This is a genomic window from Streptomyces sp. NPDC028928 (assembly GCF_055564915.1).
Genome location: NZ_JBVHVI010000004.1, coordinates 173,444 through 192,578, shown reverse-complemented (window position 1 = coordinate 192,578; position 19,135 = coordinate 173,444). Strand labels below are relative to the sequence as shown.

Below are 19,135 nucleotides of genomic sequence, written 5' to 3'. Positions count from 1 at the left end.
CATGGGTTCTGAGCGCGCGCTCAGCGCAACGCAGCAGTGCCATCCCGCATCTGGAGGAGAGCCATCGTGCCTCGTACCGTCAGGGACGTCGTCTTCGTCGACGGCGTCCGCACCCCGTTCGGCAAGGCGGGCCCGAAGGGCATCTACCACGAGACCCGCGCCGACGACCTTGTCGTGAAGGCGATCCGGGAGCTGCTGCGCCGCAACCCCGGTCTGGACCCGAAGAAGATCGACGAGGTCGCCATCGCCGCGACCACGCAGATCGGTGACCAGGGGCTCACCCTCGGCCGTACGGCCGGCATCCTCGCCGGTCTGCCGCAGTCCGTGCCCGGCTACTCGATCGACCGCATGTGCGCCGGCGCCCTGACCGCCGTGACGACCACCGCCGGTTCGATCGCCTTCGGTGCCTACGACGCCGTCATCGCCGGTGGCGTCGAGCACATGGGCCGCCACCCGATGGGCGAGGGCGTCGACCCGAACCCGCGGTTCGTGAGCGAGAAGCTGGTGGACGAGTCGGCCCTGTTCATGGGCATGACCGCGGAGAACCTGCACGACCGCTACCCGCAGATCACCAAGCTGCGCGCGGACGAGTACGCGGTGCGCTCGCAGGAGAAGGCCGCCAAGGCGTACGCCAACGGCAAGATCCAGCAGGACCTGGTGCCGATCTCGGTGCGCCGGACCAACCCCGAGGGCGGCGAGACGGGCTGGGGCCTGGTCACCGCCGACGAGCCGATGCGCCCGGGCACGACCCTGGAGAACCTCCAGGGCCTGAAGACGCCGTTCCGCGTCCACGGCCGGGTCACCGCCGGTAACGCGGCCGGTCTGAACGACGGTGCGACCGCCTCGATCATCGCCTCCGAGGACTTCGCCCGCGAGAACAACCTGCCGGTCAAGATGCGCCTGGTGTCGTACGCCTTCGCGGGCGTCGAGCCGGAGGTCATGGGCTACGGCCCGATCCCGGCCACGGAGAAGGCCCTCGCCAAGGCGGGCCTGAACATCTCCGACATCGGCCTGTTCGAGATCAACGAGGCCTTCGCCGTCCAGGTGCTGGCCTTCCTCGACCACTACGGCATCGCGGACGACGACGAGCGCGTCAACCAGTACGGCGGCGCCATCGCCTTCGGCCACCCGCTGGCCTCCTCCGGCGTCCGTCTGATGACGCAGCTGGCCCGCCAGTTCGAGGAGCAGCCGCACGTCCGCTACGGCCTGACCACCATGTGCGTCGGCTTCGGCATGGGCGCGACGGTCATCTGGGAGAACCCGCACTTCGAGGGGGACAAGTGAGCACCACCGCTGAGCTTCTGAAGGGTGCGGCCGAGCTGTTCCCCGACGAGGTCGTGACGTCCGCGCACGTCCGCCACCTCGACCTGCCGTACGGCGCCGGGCGCTTCGCCCTGATCACGCTGGACAACGGCTTCGACCACACCAAGCCGACCACCTTCGGCCCGGCCTCGCTGGCGAACCTCAACACCGCCATCGACCAGGTCGAGAAGGAGGCCGCGGACGGCGAGATCGTCGGCGTCGGCATCACCGGCAAGCCGTTCATCTTCGCGGTCGGCGCCGACCTCAAGGGCGTCGAGCTGCTGAAGAAGCACGAGGACGCGCTGGCCATCGGCAAGGGCGGCCACGAGGTCTTCAAGCGCCTCGCGGGCCTCGCGGTCCCGACCTTCGCGTACTACAACGGTGCCGCGATGGGCGGCGGCGTCGAGGTCGGCCTGCACTGCAGCTACCGGACCGTCTCCAAGGCGATCCCGGCGTTCTCGCTCCCCGAGGTCTTCCTCGGCCTGGTCCCCGGCTGGGGCGGCTGCACGATCCTGCCGAACCTGATCGGCGCCGAGAAGGCCGTCTCGGTCATCATCGAGAACAGCCTGAACCAGAACAAGCAGCTCAAGGGCCAGCAGGTCTTCGACCTCGGGATCGCCGACGCGATCTTCGAGGGTGCCGACTTCCTGGAGCAGTCGCTGATCTGGACGGCGAACGTCCTCAAGGGCGACGTCTTGGTCGAGCGTCCGGTGATCGACCGCGGTGAGGCCTGGGACCAGGCCGTCGCCAAGGGCCGCTTCATCGCCGACTCCAAGGTGCACGGCGCCGCTCCGGCCGCCTACCGCGCCCTCGACATCATCGCCGCCGCCAAGAACGGCGACCTCCAGCAGGGCTACGACGCCGAGGACCAGGCCCTCGCCGACCTGATCATGGGCGGCGAGCTGCGCGCCGGCATCTACGCCTTCAACCTCGTCCAGAAGCGCGGCAAGCGTCCCGCCGGCGCCCCGGACAAGAACCTGGCCCGCCCGGTCACCAAGGTCGGTGTCGTCGGCGCCGGTCTGATGGCCTCGCAGCTCGCGCTGCTCTTCCTGCGCCGCCTCGAGGTGCCGGTCGTACTGACCGACATCGACCAGGAGCGCGTCGACAAGGGTGTGGGCTACGTCCACGCCGAGATCGACAAGCTGCTCGGCAAGGGCCGTATCAACCAGGACAAGGCCAACCGCCTGAAGGCGCTGGTCACCGGTGTCCTGGACAAGGCCGAGGGCTTCTCCGACGCGGACTTCGTCATCGAGGCCGTGTTCGAGGAGATCGGCGTCAAGCAGCAGGTGTTCGCGGAGGTCGAGGCGGTCGCCCCGGCGCACGCGATCCTCGCCACCAACACCTCCTCGCTGTCGGTCACCGAGATGGCCGCGAAGCTCAAGCACCCCGAGCGGGTCGTGGGCTTCCACTTCTTCAACCCGGTGGCCGTCCTCCCGCTGCTGGAGATCGTCCGCGGCGAGAAGACCGACGACGCGTCCCTCGCGACCGCGTTCGCCGTCGCCAAGAAGCTGAAGAAGACCGCGGTGCTGGTCAAGGACGCCCCGGCGTTCGTCGTGAACCGCATCCTGACCCGCTTCATGGGCGAGATCCAGAACGTCATCGACGAGGGCACCCCGGTCGAGGTCGCCGAGAAGGCCGTCGAGCCGCTCGGTCTGCCGATGTCCCCGCTGGTGCTGCTGGAGCTGGTCGGCCCGGCGATCGGCCTGCACGTCTCGGAGACCCTGAACCGCGCCTTCCCGGACCGCTTCAAGGTCTCCCCGAACCTCAAGGCGGTCGTGGAGGCGGGCAAGCGCGGCTTCTACGTCTACGACAGCGGCAAGCCGGAGCTGGACCCGGAGGTCGCCGCGCTGCTCAAGCAGGGCGACGTCGTGCTGACCGAGGAGCAGGTCCGCGACCGCGTCCTCGACGCGGTGGCGCAGGAGATCGGGCTCATGCTCGACGAGGGCGTCGTCGCCGAGGCCCAGGACATCGACCTGTGCCTGATCACGGGCGCCGGCTGGCCCTTCCACCTGGGCGGCATCACGCCGTACCTGGACCGTGAGGGCGTCTCGGAGCGTGTGAACGGCAAGAAGTTCCTGGCTCCGGGCGTGGCGAGCGTTCCCGCGTAACACCCGGTGACCGCGTAACACCCGGTGACATCGAGAAGGGCCCCCGCCGCGGCGGGGGCCCTTCCTCGTGCGGGGTCAGATCTCCCGCCACGCCTCCAGCGCCAGCCCCGGCTCGTCCTTGCGCCGGGTCAGCAGGAGCCGTCCCGTCGACGGGGACAACGTTGCCGCCACCACCCGGCCCTCCGCGTCCGTCGCGAGGGACACCAGCGCGTCCAGGGGCAGTTCGGGGCCCGACTCGGTCCACCAGGCGCCCGCCGACTCCAGCTCGGTCGGGTACGCGGCGAAGGCGACCCGGCGGCTCGCCGACCGCTGGACCAGCAGGGTGCAGTCGTGGCCGTCCAGTTCGCAGCGGACCGCCGACACCGGGCCGGAACCGGCCGCGGGCAGCAGGGTGACCGGCTTACCGCCGGGGCGCCAGGCGCACAGGTCGCCGGCGGTGTCGGTGTAGAAGACGGTCGTCCGGTCCGGGGAGGTGGCCAGGGCGCGCAGGGTGCCGGGGCGGACCGGGGCCTGGAGCGCCTCCTGGAGCACGGGCTGGGCGCCGGGCTGCTCCTGACGCCAGTACAGCAGGCCCTGCGGGACGGCCGCGTACAGCTCGACCCGGCCCGACTCCCCCGTCACGGCCGCGAGTCCGTCCTGGACCTCCTTGCCCTTGAGGTCCCGCCAGGGGTCCCAGCCGCCCTTCTCCTTCTGGGCGAGCATGCTCACGCCGCCGCCCTTGTTGCGGACGAAGACGTGGGCGCGGCCCTGTGCGTCCACCGCGACGGCGGGCGTGCCGGTCCGGTCGCCCTTCTTGTTCGGGTGGCCGACCGGGTTCCAGTCCAGGGCCGAAAGGTGCGGGCGGAAGTGCGTGGAGTGCACCAGCCCGGACTCGCCCTTGACGGTGGGCCGCCAGGAGACCAGGTGGGCATAGCTGTCGGCGCCCTGGCCGACGGCCAGGACGGAGTGGAGTTTCTGCTCGCCGCCCACCCTGCGGGGGGCGGACCAGGGGCCGCCGGGGCCGCGCTCCGCCCGGCACAGGACGGCGTCGCCCGACAGCTGGTAGACACTGAGCCGGCCGTCTCGGCCGCGAAGGAGCCAGTCGCCGTTCACCGGTTCACTTTAAGCCGCCCGGTGGTGGCCCCGGGGCCCGGGCCCCGGCCCGGGGCCGTGGGAACCTTGCCGTATGACGGACCCCCTGGACGCCTCGCTCTCCCCCGCCCCGCTGCTCGTCGTCGTGGACGGCGCGAACGTCGTCGGCTCCCGGCCCGACGGCTGGTGGCGGGACCGCCGGGGCGCGGCCGAACGGCTGCGGGACCGGCTGGCGAGCGACGGTCTGCCCGGGCACACGGGACCGGTGGAGATCGTGCTCGTGGTCGAGGGCGCGGCCCGGGGCGTGGCGTCCGTGCCCGGCGTACGGGTGGAGTCGGCGCCGGGCAGCGGGGACGACCGGATCGTGGAGCTGGCCGCCCAGAGCCCCGGCCGGGCCCGGCTGGTGGTCACCGCCGACCGGGAGCTGCGCCGCCGGGTGACGGAGCTGGGGGCCGAGGTGGCGGGGCCGCGTACGGTTCTGGGCTGAGCCGGGCCCGCAGCCCGGCCGGCACCCGGGCGTACAGCACCGCCCCGTCGACCCGGCCCACCTCCTCGTAGTCGGCGGCCAGCAGCCGGCGCAGCGTGGGGAGGCGGCCGGGGGTGTACGGCTTGCCCCGGGAGTCGTCGACGACCAGGGCGGGGGCGTGCGCGGCCATCTCCCCGCGGAAGACCGGCCAGGCGCCGGCGACGGCGTACTCCTCGCCGACCCGGGGGCCGTCCCGGCCGCCGCTGTAGTTGGTGAGCAGGCCCGCGGTGAGGTAGCGGGTGGCGGGGGTGCGGCCGGCCAGCCAGTACGTCTCCGGGTGTATGCCCCAGACGAGGACCCGGTCGGCGGGTGCCGTGCGGTGCGCGAGGGCCGCCGCCAGCCGTTCGGCGTGCGCGAGGTCGGGGCGCGGGGCGAGGAGGCCCCAGCCGACGAAGAGGGCGCAGGCGCAGGCCGAGGTGAGGACGGCGGCCAGGTGCCGCTCCTGGGGCAGGACGTGCAGCGCGGCGGTGGCCAGCAGGGCGAGCGGCGGGGTGAGCTGCAGGTAGTAGTGGCCGAAGAAGTGACAGCCGAGGGCCACCGCGACGGCGGAGGCGGCCAGCCACAGCCACAGCTCGGCCGCCGCGGTGCGCGTGCGCAGGGCGCGTACGACCGGCGGGAGCAGCCCCGCCGACGCCACCGTCAGGATCACCGTGTTGGTCAGCGCGCGGCTCAGGACGTGGAGTTCGGAGCCGGTGACGGAGGCGTAGGCGGCGGAGCCGGTCACCGTCCAGAACAGGAAGCCGGCCGGATCCGTCGCCAGGGCCGCGGCGAGCACGGGTACGGCGAATCCGGCCGCGAGCCGCGGCAGGCCCGCGCGGGCGCCGCCCCGCTGGTGCAGCAGCCAGGCCACCGGCAGCAGGACCGCGCCGCCGGTCTGCTTGGTCAGGAACGCGGCGGCGACGGCGGCCCCGGCGGCACCCCAGCGCCCCCGGTCGGCGCACCACAGGGCGGCGGCCGTCCAGGGCAGCATGAACACCTCGAAGGTGGCGGCCTGCGCGTCCTCGGGGTTGAGCCCGACCGAGACCAGCAGGTACAGCACCCCGGCGGTGCGGCCGGCCCGGTCGCCCCAGCGGCGGCGGGCCAGGGAGGCCAGCAGGGCGGCGGTGAGCAGCTGGGCGAGGACGGCGAGCACCCGCAGCGGGGTCAGGGAGCCGGAGCCGCAGAGCGCGAACGCGGCCTGGTACAGCCAGGGCAGCAGCGGCGGCTTGCGGTCCACGACCGTCTCGTACAGCTGCCCGCCCTGGGCGAGCAGCCGGGCCTGTACGGCGAGGAAGCCCTCGTCCGGGTTCCACAGCGGCGGGAGGAAGGAGGGGATCCGGGTGAGGCAGGCCAGGGCGGCCAGGAGGGGCAGCAGTCGCGCCCAGTACGCCGTCCGGGTGACCGTGGTCCGTGCGGGGGCGAGCGGGGCGACGAGCATGGTCCGCACGCTATCCGGCCCCGCGGTCCTGGCCGAAGCGGGACATACGGGGCCGGAGCGGGGTCTTCGGGGCTACTGCCCCTTTTCACGTGGCTTGTGCATGACCTCGCTGACCGTGGTCTCCTCGTGCCGGCCGAGTCGGCTGTGCGAGCGGCCGTAGAGGAAGTAGACGGCGAAGCCGATGACCATCCAGATGGCGAACCGGAGCCAGGTCTCGGCGGGCAGGTTGAGCATCAGCCACAGCGTGGCCGCGACGGACACGATCGGGATGACCGGTACCCACGGGGTGCGGAAGGCGCGGTGCAGATCCGGGCGCGTCCTTCGCAGGATGATCACGCTGAGCGCGACGACGATGAAGGCGAACAGTGTGCCGATGTTGACCAGTTCGCTGAGCTTCCGCAGCGGGGTGAACCCCGCGACGATCGCGATGATCACGCCGAGCAGGATGGTCGGCCGGTACGGGGTCCTGAAGCGTGGGTGGACGACCGAGAAGAAGCGCGGTAGCAGCCCGTCGCGGCTCATCGCGAAGAAGACCCGGGTCTGGCCGAGCAGCAGGATCATGCAGACGGTGGTCAGGCCGACAGCGGCGCCCAGGCTGATCACACCCGCGTACCAGGGGTGTCCGGTGGCCTTGAACGCGTCGGCGAGCGGGGCGTCCACGGAGAGCCTGGTGTACTTCTCCATGCCCGTGACGACGATGGAGACGGCGACGTAGAGCACGGTGCAGATCAGCAGCGAGCCGAGGATGCCGCGCGGCATGTCGCGTTGCGGATTGCGGGTCTCCTCGGCGGCGGTGGCCACGACGTCGAAACCGATGAACGCGAAGAAGACGACCGAGGCGGCGGTGAAGATGCCCATCACCCCGAAGTTGGACGGCGCCCAGCCGAACATCAGCTGAACGAGCGGCGCGCTGAGGCTGCTCCCCGCCGGCACGGGCTTCGGCTTGGGGACGAACGGCTGGTAGTTGTCGGCCGTGATGAAGAAGGCACCCGCGATGATCACGATGAGGACGACGGTCACCTTGATGGCGACCACCACCGAGGTGACGCGTGCGGACAGCTTCATACCGAGGACGAGGATGGCCGTGAGGATCAGGACCAGGACGGCGGCGAGGATGTCGAAGCCGAAGCCCGAGGCTCCTTCCCGCCCGCTCAGCTCCGCGGGCATGTGCCAGCCAAGGTTGTTGGCCATGAGCGACCGGATGTAGCCCGACCAGCCGACGGCGACCACCGCCGTGCCCAGCGCGAACTCAAGGACCAGGTCCCAGCCGATGATCCAGGCGGGCAGTTCGCCGATGGAGGCGTACGAGAACGTGTACGCGGATCCCGCCACCGGGACCGAGGAGGCGAACTCCGCGTAGCAGAGCGCCGCGAGCGCGCAGACGACGCCGGCCACGACGAAGGACAGAGAGACCGCGGGACCCGCGTTGTTCTTGGCGACGGAACCGGTGAGAACGAAGATGCCGGTGCCGATGATGACGCCGACACCGAAGACGGTCAGGTCCAGTGCGGACAGCGACTTCTTGAGCGCGTGCTCTGGTTCCTCGGTGTCGAGGATCGACTGCTCGACCTTCTTCGTCCGGAAGAGGGTGCTGCTCACAGGCCTACCTCCCACACGCTTGTCGTCCTCGACATGATCGAGAGGGCTGGGGATGCGTATGCCCCGGCACAGGCAGGTTCACGCAAAAAAGCCGGTTCCGCCACCGGTAGGAGTGGCGGAACCGGCTCTCAGGGGCACTTTCTAGTCGCGTGCCGTCTCCACGGAGTCCACCGCGCCGGCGGCCCCGTCGAAGCGGCCGTCGATCCGTGCGACCAGCCCGGTGACCTGGCGGGCGATGTCCGGCGCGGTCAGCCCGATCTCGGCGAGCACCTCGGCGCGGGAGGCGTGGTCGAGGAAGCGCGGCGGGATGCCGAAGTCGCGCAGCGGCACGTCCACGCCCGCGTCCCGGAGGGCCTGGGCGACGGCGGAGCCGACACCGCCGACGCGGCTGTTGTCCTCGACGGTGACGACGACCCGGTGCCGCTCGGCGAGCGGGGCCATCGCCTCGTCGACGGGCTTGACCCAGCGCGGGTCGACGACGGTGGTGGAGATGCCCTGCCTGTCCAGCAGCTCGGCGATCTCCAGGCACATCGGGGCGAGGGCGCCCACGGAGACCAGCAGCACGTCCGGCCGGTCGGTGCCCGGCTCCCGGAGCACGTCCATGCCCCCGACCCGGCCCACGGCGGGTACGGCGGGGCCGACGGCGCCCTTGGAGAAGCGGACCACGGTCGGCGCGTCCTCGACGGCGACGGCCTCCCGCAGCTGGGCCCGCACCTGGTCGGCGTCGCGCGGCGCGGCGAGCCGCAGCCCCGGCACCACCTGGAGGATCGACATGTCCCACATGCCGTTGTGGGAGGCACCGTCGGTGCCGGTGATGCCGGCCCGGTCCAGGACGAAGGTCACCCCGCACCTGTGCAGGGCCACGTCCATGAGGACCTGGTCGAAGGCGCGGTTGAGGAAGGTGGCGTACACGGCGAAGACGGGGTGCAGCCCGCCGTGGGCGAGGCCCGCCGCGGAGACGGCGCCGTGCTGCTCGGCGATCCCGACGTCGTACACCCGCTCGGGGAACCGCTTGGCGAACTTGTCGAGACCCACGGGCTGCAGCATGGCCGCGGTGATCGCGACGATGTCCTCGCGCTCCTCGCCGAGCTTGACCATCTCCTCGCCGAAGACCGAGGTCCAGTCGGCGCCGGAGGAGGCGATCGGCAGCCCGGTGTCCGGGTGGATCTTGCCGACGGCGTGGAAGCGGTCGGCCTCGTCCTGGAGGGCGGGCTGGTAGCCGCGGCCCTTCTCGGTCAGGCAGTGCACGATGACGGGCCCGCCGAACCGCTTGGCCCGGGCCAGCGCCGACTCCAGCGCCTCGATGTCGTGGCCGTCGATCGGGCCGACGTACTTCAGGCCCAGGTCCTCGAACATGCCCTGCGGGGCGATGAAGTCCTTCAGCCCCTTCTTGGCGCCGTGCAGCGTCTCGTACAGCGGCTTGCCGACGACCGGGGTGCGGTCGAGGATGTCCTTGGTCCGGGCGAGGAAGCGCTCGTAGCCGTCGGTGGTGCGCAGCGTCGCCAGGTGGTTGGCGAGCCCGCCGATGGTCGGCGCGTACGACCGCTCGTTGTCGTTGACGACGATGACCAGCGGCCGGTCCTTCGCCTCGGCGATGTTGTTGAGCGCCTCCCAGGCCATACCGCCGGTCAGGGCACCGTCACCGATGACGGCGACCACATGGCTGTCCCGTTCGCGCAGCTGGTTGGCCTTGGCGATGCCGTCGGCCCAGCCGAGCACGGTGGAGGCGTGGCTGTTCTCGATGACGTCGTGCTCGGACTCGGCCTGCGAGGGGTAGCCCGACAGGCCGCCCTTCATCTTCAGCCGCGAGAAGTCCTGCCGGCCGGTGAGCAGCTTGTGCACGTAGGACTGGTGGCCGGTGTCCCACAGCACCTTGTCCTTGGGGGACTCGAAGACCCGGTGCAGGGCGATGGTCAGCTCCACCACACCGAGGTTGGGGCCCAGGTGCCCGCCGGTCTTGGAGACCTCCTGGACGAGGAAGGTACGGATCTCCTCCGCCAGCTGGTCCAGCTCCTCCAGGCTGAGCCGGTCCAGATCGCGCGGTCCCCTGATGCGGGTCAGCAGCGGCACCCGTGCCTCCTTGCAGTAGAGCTGTTCGAGCTTTCGCCGGGCTCGCCCGAGTCTAATGTTCATGCTTTGCCGGACACGACAGCGCCCGGTGCCTTTCGGGCACCGGGCGACTGTACCGATGCCGCGCTACGCGCGACCGGCGGTCTTCTGCGTCTTCCGCGTGATCGAGTCGATCACGACGGTGGTCAGCAGCACCGCGGCGGTGATCATGTACTTCACCGGCTCCGCGATCGACTGGAGCTGCAGACCGTACTGGATGGACACGATCACCAGCACACCGAGCAGCGCGTTCCACGTACGGCCACGCCCGCCGAACAGCGACGTACCACCGATGACGGCCGCGGCGATCGCGTTCATCAGCAGGTCACCCGTACCGGCGCTCTGGTTCGCCGACGCGATCTTCGAGGCCAGGAACAGACCGCCGATCGCCGCGAACCCACCGGAGACCGCGAAGACGGAGATCCGCACCGCCGTGACGTTGATACCCGCGCGCCGGGACGCCTCCACGCTGCCGCCGAGCGCGAACACCTTGCGGCCGTAGGTGGTGCGCCGCAGCACGAAGTCGGTCCCGACCAGGAACGCCAGGAAGATCACCGTGGCCAGCGGCAGGCCCTTGTACTGGTTGTACATGTACGCCGCGGCGAAGGCGACCACGGCCAGCAGCACCGTCCGCAGCACGGTGTCGCTGAGCGGCCGGGACGGGACGCCCGCGGCCTCCCGGCGCCGGTTGCCGAGGAAGGAGGTGAGGAAGAACACGGCGACCGCGACCACGGCGAGCCCGTACGCGGCGGCGATGTCCGAGAAGTAGTACGTGGTCAGCTTGGCGACCAGACCGTCGCCGTCGAGGTTGATCGTGCCGTCCTCGCCCAGCACCTTCAGCATGAAGCCGAGCCAGAACAGCAGGCCGGCCAGCGTGACGGCGAAGGCGGGGGCGCCGAGCACCGCGAAGAAGAAGCCGTGCAGCGCGCCGATGGCGACACCGGCACCGATGGCGAGGAGGACGGCCGCCCACTCCGGCCAGCCCTGGTTGACCGCGAGGACGGCCATGAGGGCGCTGGCCGCGCCGCTGACCGAGCCGACCGACAGGTCGATCTCGCCGAGCAGCAGCACGAAGACGATGCCGACCGAGATCATGCCCGTGCCGACCATCGTGACGGTGACGTCGTTGATGTTCTGCGCGGACAGGAAGTTCGAGTTCAGCACCTGGAAGATCACGCAGATGATCGCGAGGCCCACGACGACCGGCAGGGAGCCCAGCTCGCCGGACTTCATCTTGCGCTTGAACTCGTGCCAGTAGCCGAGCAGGCCCTCCTGCTGCACGAGCAGGCGGGGGTCGACGGCGGTGACCGCGGCGGCCGCGGCCTCCGGGTTGACGACCGGAGCGTCCTGCGGCTCGTCGGGCGTCTTGTCGACGTTCGCGGAGGTCTTGTCGATGCTCACTTGGAAACCTCCCCGGTCGTGCGCGCCGCACGGCGGGTCACGGCGTTGTCGGTGGCGCCGGTGATGGCGGAGATGATCTCCTCCTGCGAGGTCGTCTTGACCTCGAAGACGCCGTTGTTGCGGCCGAGGCGCAGGACGGCGACCTTGTCCGCCACGGCCTTCACGTCCGCCATGTTGTGGCTGATGAGGATGACGGCGTGGCCGCGCTCGCGCAGCCGCTCCACGAGGTCGAGGACCTGGGCGGTCTGCTCGACGCCGAGCGCGGCGGTCGGCTCGTCCAGGATGACCAGCTTGGGGTCGCCGAGCATGGAGCGGGCGATGGCCACGGTCTGGCGCTGGCCGCCGGAGAGCGAGGCGATCGGGATGCGGACGCTCGGGATGCGGATCGACAGCGTGGTGAGCAGCTCGCGGGCGCGGCGCTCCATCTCGACCTCGTCCAGGACGCCCCACTTCCTCAGCTCGCGGCCGAGGAACAGGTTGCCGACGACGTCGATGTTGTCGCACAGCGCGAGGTCCTGGTAGACCGTCGCGATGCCCAGCGCCTGGGCGTCGTGCGGGCGGCTGATCGAGACGGGCTTGCCGTCCCACTCGATGACGCCCTCGTCGATGGGGTGGACGCCGGCGATCGTCTTGACCAGCGTGGACTTTCCGGCGCCGTTGTCGCCGACCAGGGCGACCACCTCACCGGCGTGGACCTCAAGCTCTACGTCGGTGAGCGCCTGAACGGCACCGAACCGCTTGGAGACCCCGCGCAACGCCAGCACGGGCGTAGCGGACACGTGAACCATCTCCTTCGCCGCCTGACCCGGCGGGAGGTTGTGCAGAAGAATTTGGGGGGAGTTCCGTCCGGCGCCCCGCGCCGAGCTTGCGGGGCTGTCTGATTGCGCCGGGGCGCCGGAGGAGCCTGGGGGCGGCCGGTCGCCTCCGCCGCGGGCGTTCAGGGGGTGAACGCCGGCGGCCGGGAGACGACCCGCGGACCGCTTACTTGAGGCCGAGCTTGTCGCAGGCGGCCTTGTACTTGCCGGTGCAGATGTCGGCGACGGTGTAGACGCCGTCCTTGATGACGGTGTCCTTGATGTTGTCCTTGGTCAGCGAGGTGACCGGGACCAGGACCGAGGGCACGTCCTTCTGCGAGCCGCTGGAGACCTTGTCCTTGGCGATGGAGTCCAGCGACTTGCCCTGGGCGAGCGCGACGGCCATCTCGGCGGCGGCGTCGGCCTCCGGGGCGTACGGCTTGTAGACGCTCATGTACTGGTCACCGGCGACGATGCGCTGCACACCGGCCAGCTCGGCGTCCTGGCCGGTGACCGGGACGTCGAGGCCGGCGGCCTTGAGGGCGGTGATGATACCGCCGGCCATGCCGTCGTTGGCGGAGTAGACACCCGCGATGTTCTTCTTGCCGACCGCGGAGATCGCCGCCTCCATCTCGGAGTTGGCGTTGTCCGGCGACCACTCCTTGGTGTCGTACTCCTTGGCGATGGTGACCTTGCCGTCGAGGACGGAGTGCGCGCCCTTCTTGAACTGGGCGGCGTTCGGGTCGGTCACCGAGCCGTTGATCATGACGACCTTGGTCGACTTCTTGGCCTTGTCGCCCAGCGCCTTCAGCAGGGCGTTGCCCTGGGTCCGGCCGACCTCCTCGTTGTCGAACGAGGTGTAGGCGCTGATCGGGCCCTCGGCGAGGCGGTCGTAGGCGACGACCTTGATGCCCGCGTCCACGGCCTTCTGGACGGAGTTCTGGATGGCCTTGGCGTCCACCGCGTCCACGATCAGGACGTCCACCTTGTTGGTGATCATGGTGTCGACCTGCTGGGCCTGCAGGTTCGCGTCCTGGCGGGCGTTGTTGTACTCGACCTTGGCCTTGCCGTTCGTCAGCTCGCTGATCTTCTTCTCGATCAGCGGCCGGTCGAACTTCTCGTACCGCGCGGTCTTGTTCTCCGGAAGGAGCAGACCGACCTTGATGTCGTCGCCCTTCTTGGCCGACGCGGAGGAAGAGTCGTCGTTGCCCTTCGACTCCTTGGCGCTGCCACAGGCGGCCAGTGAGACGGCCATCGCACCGGCGGCAACGGCAACGGCGGCACGACGCATACGTGCGTTCACTTCAGAAACCTCCCTGACGAGGCCGCGTCGTTGCGGCCGAGGTGGCTGGAAGTCAACTCGGCCACACGTGCGACGTCAAGAAGTAAATCCTTAACGAGATGGCAACGGTGCCATCCGTTCTCTAAGTGAAGGCAGGGGCCGCCACGGGCAGCGCCCCCTCCAAAAGGGTTGAATCGCCCATCTCGCTGAGGGCGAGGGCGAGCGCTCCGAGCACTTCGGCGCGGCCGCCAAGTGCCCCCGGAAGAACGGACAGTTGGCGCGCCGCGCTGGGGATGGCGTAGCGGCCGACGGACTCCCTGATGGGCCCGAGCACCAGCTCACCGGCCTCGGCGAGATCACCGCCGAGGACCACCCGGCTCGGGTTCAGCAGATTGCAGAGATTGGCCACTCCACTGCCGATGTGGCGGCCGACGTCGGCGATCACCCGACGACAGCCCGGGTCACCGTCCCTGGCCAGCCGTACGACGCCTTCCATGGTCAGGTCGGCACCGTGGCTGGGCTGGAGCAGCGGGAGCACATAGCGCGCCGCCGCGAACGTCTCCAGGCAGCCGCGGTTCCCGCAGCGGCAGACCGGGCCGGATTCATCGAGTGTAATATGTCCGATTTCTCCAGCGGTGCCGCCCGGGCCGCGGTAGATCTTCCCGTCGATCACCAGACCGGCGCCGACACCGCTCGCGACCTTGATGTACGCCAGGTCGCGCACACCCTTGCCGCTGCCCCAGACCAGCTCGCCCAGGGCGCCGAGGTTGGCGTCGTTGTCCACGTGCACGGGCACGCCGAGCCGTTCGCGCAGCTCCTCGGCGGGCTTGGTGCCGCCCCAGCCGGGCAGGATCGCGGTGGATCCCAGCGTGCCCGACTCCACGTCGATCGGGCCCGGCACGCCGAGCCCCACGCCGGCCACCTTGGTCCGGTCCACGCCGGTCGCCGCGATCAGGCGGTTGACCAGCTGTTCGGCCCGGTCGAAGCCCTGGTCGGCGGAGGCGTCGACGTCCAGCGGTTCGGCCTCCTCGGCCAGCACCTGATGGGCGAGGTTCCCGATCGCGACCCGCAGATGGGTGTGCCCGAAGTCGACACCGATCACGATGCCCGCGTCCCCGCTCAGGCTGACGCTGCGGGCCCGTCGCCCGCCCGCCGACGTGGGCGTGACCTCGACGGTTCCGCCGTCCTTCAGCTCCCGCACGATGTTGGAGACGGTCGCTGCGGACAGCCCGGTCGTCCGCGCGATCTCCGCCTGCGTGAGAGAACCGGCCAGGCGTACGGCCCGGACGACCCGCTCCAGGTTGGCTCGGTGCAGCGATGACTGCGACCCTGGAGTCTCCACGACGACCTCCTGAGCGCGGGGCCGCTTCGGCGAGGCCCCGTGTATGTCCAACTAGTGAACTCTAAGCTGAGCCGTTCGGGGCGACTTACGTCAAGAGGTTGAACCGTTTCCGGGTACCGGCTACACGCGCGCGCACGCCGCCCCCGAAGCCGGGAACGGCGTGCGTACGGGCGGTCGCCGGGTGCGGTTACTTCAGGGTGGCCGAGGTCAGGCCCGCCTGCACCTGGCGCTGGAAGGACAGGTAGACCACCAGCATCGGGACCATCGCGATCGTCACACCCGCGAAGAGAACGGGCAGGTCGGAGGCGTATCCCTGCTGCTGTTGCAGCTGGATCAGCCCCTGGGTGAGGACGTACCGCTCGGGGTCGTCGCCGCTCTGCGGCTGCATCAGGACCGTGGGCAGGATGAACTGGTTCCACTGCCCCAGAGTGTTGAAGATCCCCACGCTGATCAGTCCCGGTTTCGCCATCGGCAGCATCACCTGGAAGAAGGTCCGGGTGTGCGAGGCGCCGTCCAGGATCGCCGCCTCGAAGACCGCCGTGGGCAGGGTCCGGAAGAAGGCGTGCATGAAGAACACCGTGAACGGCATCGAGTAGGCGATGTAGACCAGGATCAGCCCCTGGTAGGTGTTCAGCATGTCCAGCCGCTTGACCATGAAGAACAGCGGGACCAGGGCCAGGAAGACCGGGAACATCGCGCCGGCCACGAAGAAGTAGTACAGCAGCCGGTTGCCCCAGAAGCGGTACCGGGCCAGCACGTACGCGGCCATCGACCCGAACAGCATGGTCAGCGGCACGGAGAAGACCAGGACGATCACGGTGTTGAGGAAGTAGTCCCCGATGCCCTTGTCCCAGGCCCGGCTGAAGACGTCGAGGGTCCAGTTCTCCGGCCAGCCGAAGGCGGAGCCGCCGATCTGGGCGTCGGTCTTGAAGGAGCTGAGCACCAGCCACAGCAGCGGCAGCACGATCAGCAGGGCCCACAGGGCGAGGAACCCGTGGGAGAAGACGTTCAGGACCATGCCCTCGCTGCGGCGGTCGCCCGGCCGGACGGGGACCTTGGCCACCGTCCGCCCGGCCGGCGCGGGGGCGGTCTCCTTGATGGGTGCGCTCATCGTCGTCGCTCCGCTCAGAACTCGATGCGCTCGCGGCGGGTGGCGCGCAGCGTGACCACGGACAGGACCAGCGTGAGCAGCAGCATGACCACGCCCATGGCGCAGGCGTAGCCGCTCTTGCCGTAATAGAGGAAGTTCCGCATCATCACCGTCGACATCACGTCACTGTGGTGATCCGGGCCGCCGCCGTAGGCACCCATGTTCTGGGTCATCGACGAGACCAGTACGAACATGTCCATGGCGACGATGCCGAGGTAGACCCAGGCGGTCTGCACCGAGTCCCACAGCAGCGGCAGGGTGATGCGGAAGAAGGACTGGTTGCGGCTCGCCCCGTCGATCAGGGCGGCCTCGTAGATGTCCCTCGGGATGGACTGCATGGCGGCCGAGAACAGCACCAGATAGAAGCCGACGCCGTGCCACACCACGACCAGCAGCAGCGCCCACAGGACCATGTCCGGCTCGTTGAGCCACTCCACGGGGCTGTCGGCGTCGACCAGGCCGAGCTTGATCAGGAAGCCGTTGAGCAGACCGCCGCCGTCGCTGCGGTACACCGCGTTGAACAGCACGGCGAGGATGGCCAGCGACAGCACCTGCGGGAAGAAGTAGAGGATCTTGTAGAACTTCGCCCCGGCGACCCCCTGCACCCCGCCGGCCCGCCCGCGCCCGCCCGCGTTCAGCATGAAGGCGAAGAACAGGGCGAGCAGAATCGTGATCACCGGGATGAAGACCAGGAAGAGGATGTTGTGCCAGATGGCCTCGAGGAAGACGTCGTCCTGGAACAGCTTCCTGTAATTGTCCAGACCAACGAAGCGGAAGGTCTGCGACTGCCCCTTCCAGTCGGTCAGCGAATAGCCGAACGTCTGGATGTACGGCCAGATCACGAAGATCACATAAAGCGCCACGGGAACGAGGAGAAACCCCGCGACGAACCGGTACTGCCCTTTGCGCATGGACTTATTCCTGCCCTGTGGTGTATCGCCCCGAAAGGGGCGCGGGGCTGTATCGATATGCGGCTCCGCCGCAGGGGCGCGAGAAACCACAACGAACCGGCACCCGCGACCGCACCCGCACCCCTACGGCGACTAGGCGAACCTAATCCCGGTGGTTCTTCTCGGACGCGGGGTCCTTCGCCTGCTTGTCCACCGCGGCCTGACACCTCTTCAGCCACTCCTTCGGCTGAATCCGTTTGGCCATCAGCTCATTGGACGCGGCCTCGATGGCCGTACCCATCTCGCTGTACCACTCGGTGTACAGGTACCGGAAGGTGTTGTCACCGGCCGCCTTCGACGCCTCCACCGTGGACTGCGTACCCGGCCGCAGCCGGACGCTCGGGTCGACGCCGTCCTTGAGGATCGTCAGCGAGTTGGCCTGCTTGGCGAAGAGCGTGGACCACTCCTTGGAGAGCATGCGCCGCATGAACTCCTGGGCCGCCGGCAGGTTCTTCGCCTTCGCCGGGATGATGAACGGCTCGCCCGAGCCGGCCCGGATCGCCTCGAACGGCAGCTTGCTGCCGGGCAGCAGCGGCATCGGCAGGAACTTCATGTCGAAGTCGTCCGGCGTCTGCTTGAGCTGCTCGTTCTCCAGCCAGGAGCCGGAGGTGATGAACACCGCCTTGTACTGGTTCCAGCGGGTCTGCGACTCGGTGTGGGTCAGACCGTTCGTACCGGGCATCAGATAGCCCTTCTCGACCACCTCGTAGATGGCCTCGATGGCCTCCTGGGCCGCGTCAGAGCCGACGAACGCCTTGGGGTCGAGGTTGTCGATCGCCTTCATGGCGTCCAGGCCGCCCTTCTTGGCGATCAGGTCCATGATGGCGACGTTGATGTAGTACGGGTACTTGCCCTGGTGGGCGAGGCCGCCGATGCCCTGGGACTTGGCGTCCTTGCAGATGGCGAGGAAGTCGTCCCAGGTCTTGGGCTCCTCCCAGCCCTTGTCCTTGAAGAGCTTGCCGGAGTACCACAGCCCCCAGACCGTGTAGATGTAGTTCAGCGCGACGACCTTGCCCTCCTGCATGCCCGGGTCGAGCGTGCCGGGGATCAGGGTGTCGCGGACCTTCTTGGCGGGGTCGTCCACCGAGGGCGCGTCCAGCACCTCGGCGAGGTCCAGCAGCTGCCCGTTCTTGTACAGGACGTCGACATTGATCTTCTGGGCACCGGAGTCGTCCACGATGTCCGGCGGGTTGCCCGCGTTGAAGCGCGGCTGGAGCTTGCCGGTGATCTCCTGGGTGCCGGTGTGGGTGGAGGTGATGCCGAGCTTCTTGCCGAAGTCGGCCTCCCAGGCCTTGGCGTAGTCGTCGCCGTATCCGCCCTTGAAGACGACGACGTCGAGCTTGCTGCCCTTCTTGGCGCCGAACGGGTTGTCCTTGGACGTCTTTCCCTTGTTGGTGCCCTCGTCGGAGTCGCCGCTCCCGCCGCCGCTGGCGCAGGCGGACAGCAGGCCCATTCCCGGGGCCGCGACCAGACCGAGTGCCGCGGACCGCTTGATCAGATCACGACGGCCCACACCTTCGGCATCGTGGTGCGCAGTGGATCCCATGCTCAAGTCCTCGCCTTCTCCAGGACTCAGGCGGTGAACCGGATCCTCCCCGGCACCGCTGTCGGGTAGTGCTGGGTCGTGCTGGAAACGCCGACAGGTATAGTCCACTTCCCGCCAGCTGAGCAAGATCGAATGCAGGGTTCACCCTGGGTCTTTTCCGAGTTGAGACCTCGCGGAAATATGGCGGCCCGGGGAGCGGCCCGACGGAAAAACTCGCGACATAACTCCCTGAATGCCACAGCCAACACCCTTGACATCAACGGCCACTTGACCACCTACTGGTTCCTGCGCCCGGTAGCTGACAACGTTGTCCGGAGGGGCGCAGGAGGGGAAATCCTTAGATGCAGCGGAGAACGCGGCACAGATGGACTCCGGCGGCCGTCCTCACGGCCGCCTTTGTCATGGCCGTCGGGGGGGGGGGGGGGGGGGGGGGCCCCCCCCCCCCCCAGCCCGCGGCCCACAACGGGGTTGCATCCCCTTTCTTGGGGGGGGGAAAACCCCCCCAGCGGCTTCCAACCACCCCCCCCCCCCCCCACAG

At 69.5% G+C, this 19,135-nt stretch carries 14 protein-coding genes; 3 read left to right on the top strand and 11 right to left on the bottom strand.

What is annotated here, in order from left to right; genetic code table 11:
- The first annotated feature begins 66 nt into the window (after positions 1-66).
- Both ACZ4U1_RS12100 and ACZ4U1_RS12095 read left to right on the top strand, forming a co-directional pair.
- Positions 67-1,284 carry a thiolase family protein gene (locus ACZ4U1_RS12100; protein WP_467902481.1) on the top strand — a complete coding sequence of 406 codons (1,218 nt, stop codon included), beginning with the start codon at positions 67-69 and terminating at the stop codon, positions 1,282-1,284.
- The gene (locus ACZ4U1_RS12095) at positions 1,281-3,410 is read left to right on the top strand and encodes a 3-hydroxyacyl-CoA dehydrogenase NAD-binding domain-containing protein (protein ID WP_467902480.1); all 2,130 of its coding nucleotides are present in this window, start codon (positions 1,281-1,283) and stop codon (positions 3,408-3,410) included. Before ACZ4U1_RS12100 ends, ACZ4U1_RS12095 begins: the two co-directional genes overlap by 4 nt.
- Positions 3,411-3,485: 75 nt before the next feature.
- Here the strand turns inward: ACZ4U1_RS12095 and ACZ4U1_RS12090 are convergent, their stop codons facing one another.
- The gene (locus ACZ4U1_RS12090) at positions 3,486-4,502 is read right to left on the bottom strand and encodes a PLL family lectin (RefSeq protein WP_467902477.1); all 1,017 of its coding nucleotides are present in this window, start codon (positions 4,500-4,502) and stop codon (positions 3,486-3,488) included.
- Positions 4,503-4,575: 73 nt separating this feature from the next.
- Here ACZ4U1_RS12090 and ACZ4U1_RS12085 point away from each other — a divergent pair, with 73 nt between their 5' ends.
- Positions 4,576-4,968: a PIN domain-containing protein gene (locus ACZ4U1_RS12085; protein WP_467902475.1), complete on the top strand. Its 393-nt coding sequence runs from the start codon at positions 4,576-4,578 to the stop codon at positions 4,966-4,968.
- Here ACZ4U1_RS12085 and ACZ4U1_RS12080 read toward each other — a convergent pair.
- The 10 genes from ACZ4U1_RS12080 to ngcE all read right to left on the bottom strand — a co-directional run bounded on the left by ACZ4U1_RS12080 (position 4,889) and on the right by ngcE (position 18,597).
- Entirely contained in the window at positions 4,889-6,424 is a 1,536-nt protein-coding gene (locus ACZ4U1_RS12080) for a glycosyltransferase family 39 protein (RefSeq protein ID WP_467902473.1), read from the bottom strand. The genes ACZ4U1_RS12085 and ACZ4U1_RS12080 overlap by 80 nt on opposite strands.
- Positions 6,425-6,496: 72 nt before the next feature.
- Positions 6,497-8,023, bottom strand: a complete 1,527-nt coding sequence (locus ACZ4U1_RS12075) for an amino acid permease (RefSeq protein ID WP_467902471.1) — start codon at positions 8,021-8,023, stop codon at positions 6,497-6,499.
- A 141-nt stretch (positions 8,024-8,164) separates the two neighbouring features.
- A complete protein-coding gene (dxs, locus tag ACZ4U1_RS12070) occupies positions 8,165-10,093 on the bottom strand; it encodes a 1-deoxy-D-xylulose-5-phosphate synthase (protein ID WP_467902469.1) in 1,929 nt (642 codons plus the stop codon).
- A 126-nt stretch (positions 10,094-10,219) separates the two neighbouring features.
- On the bottom strand, positions 10,220-11,533 hold the full coding sequence (locus tag ACZ4U1_RS12065; RefSeq protein WP_467902467.1) for a sugar ABC transporter permease: 1,314 nt from the start codon (positions 11,531-11,533) through the stop codon (positions 10,220-10,222).
- On the bottom strand, positions 11,530-12,321 hold the full coding sequence (locus ACZ4U1_RS12060; protein ID WP_189298764.1) for an ATP-binding cassette domain-containing protein: 792 nt from the start codon (positions 12,319-12,321) through the stop codon (positions 11,530-11,532). The genes ACZ4U1_RS12065 and ACZ4U1_RS12060 overlap by 4 nt, the downstream gene beginning before the upstream one ends.
- Positions 12,322-12,514: 193 nt before the next feature.
- Complete coding sequence (locus ACZ4U1_RS12055) at positions 12,515-13,618, bottom strand: sugar ABC transporter substrate-binding protein (RefSeq protein ID WP_467902925.1); 1,104 nt, start codon at positions 13,616-13,618, stop codon at positions 12,515-12,517.
- Between the two features lie 133 nt (positions 13,619-13,751).
- A complete protein-coding gene (locus ACZ4U1_RS12050) occupies positions 13,752-14,951 on the bottom strand; it encodes an ROK family transcriptional regulator (RefSeq protein ID WP_467902465.1) in 1,200 nt (399 codons plus the stop codon).
- 187 nt (positions 14,952-15,138) lie between these two features.
- The gene (locus ACZ4U1_RS12045) at positions 15,139-16,062 is read right to left on the bottom strand and encodes a carbohydrate ABC transporter permease (RefSeq protein ID WP_467902463.1); all 924 of its coding nucleotides are present in this window, start codon (positions 16,060-16,062) and stop codon (positions 15,139-15,141) included.
- Positions 16,063-16,076: 14 nt separating this feature from the next.
- Positions 16,077-17,012 carry a carbohydrate ABC transporter permease gene (locus tag ACZ4U1_RS12040; protein WP_467902461.1) on the bottom strand — a complete coding sequence of 312 codons (936 nt, stop codon included), beginning with the start codon at positions 17,010-17,012 and terminating at the stop codon, positions 16,077-16,079.
- A gap of 142 nt (positions 17,013-17,154) precedes the next feature.
- Entirely contained in the window at positions 17,155-18,597 is a 1,443-nt protein-coding gene (gene ngcE / locus ACZ4U1_RS12035; protein ID WP_467902459.1) for an N-acetylglucosamine/diacetylchitobiose ABC transporter substrate-binding protein, read from the bottom strand.
- Positions 18,598-19,135: the final 538 nt, after the last annotated feature.

Coding starts and splice junctions, on each gene's coding strand:
- ACZ4U1_RS12085 (WP_467902475.1), top strand. CDS start 4,576: ATGACGGACCCCCTGGACGCCTCGCTCTCCCCCGCCCCGCTGCTCGTC.
- ACZ4U1_RS12080 (WP_467902473.1), bottom strand. CDS start 6,424: ATGCTCGTCGCCCCGCTCGCCCCCGCACGGACCACGGTCACCCGGACG.
- ACZ4U1_RS12060 (WP_189298764.1), bottom strand. CDS start 12,321: ATGGTTCACGTGTCCGCTACGCCCGTGCTGGCGTTGCGCGGGGTCTCC.
- ACZ4U1_RS12055 (WP_467902925.1), bottom strand. CDS start 13,618: ATGCGTCGTGCCGCCGTTGCCGTTGCCGCCGGTGCGATGGCCGTCTCA.
- ACZ4U1_RS12045 (WP_467902463.1), bottom strand. CDS start 16,062: ATGAGCGCACCCATCAAGGAGACCGCCCCCGCGCCGGCCGGGCGGACG.
- ACZ4U1_RS12040 (WP_467902461.1), bottom strand. CDS start 17,012: ATGCGCAAAGGGCAGTACCGGTTCGTCGCGGGGTTTCTCCTCGTTCCC.
- ngcE (WP_467902459.1), bottom strand. CDS start 18,597: ATGGGATCCACTGCGCACCACGATGCCGAAGGTGTGGGCCGTCGTGAT.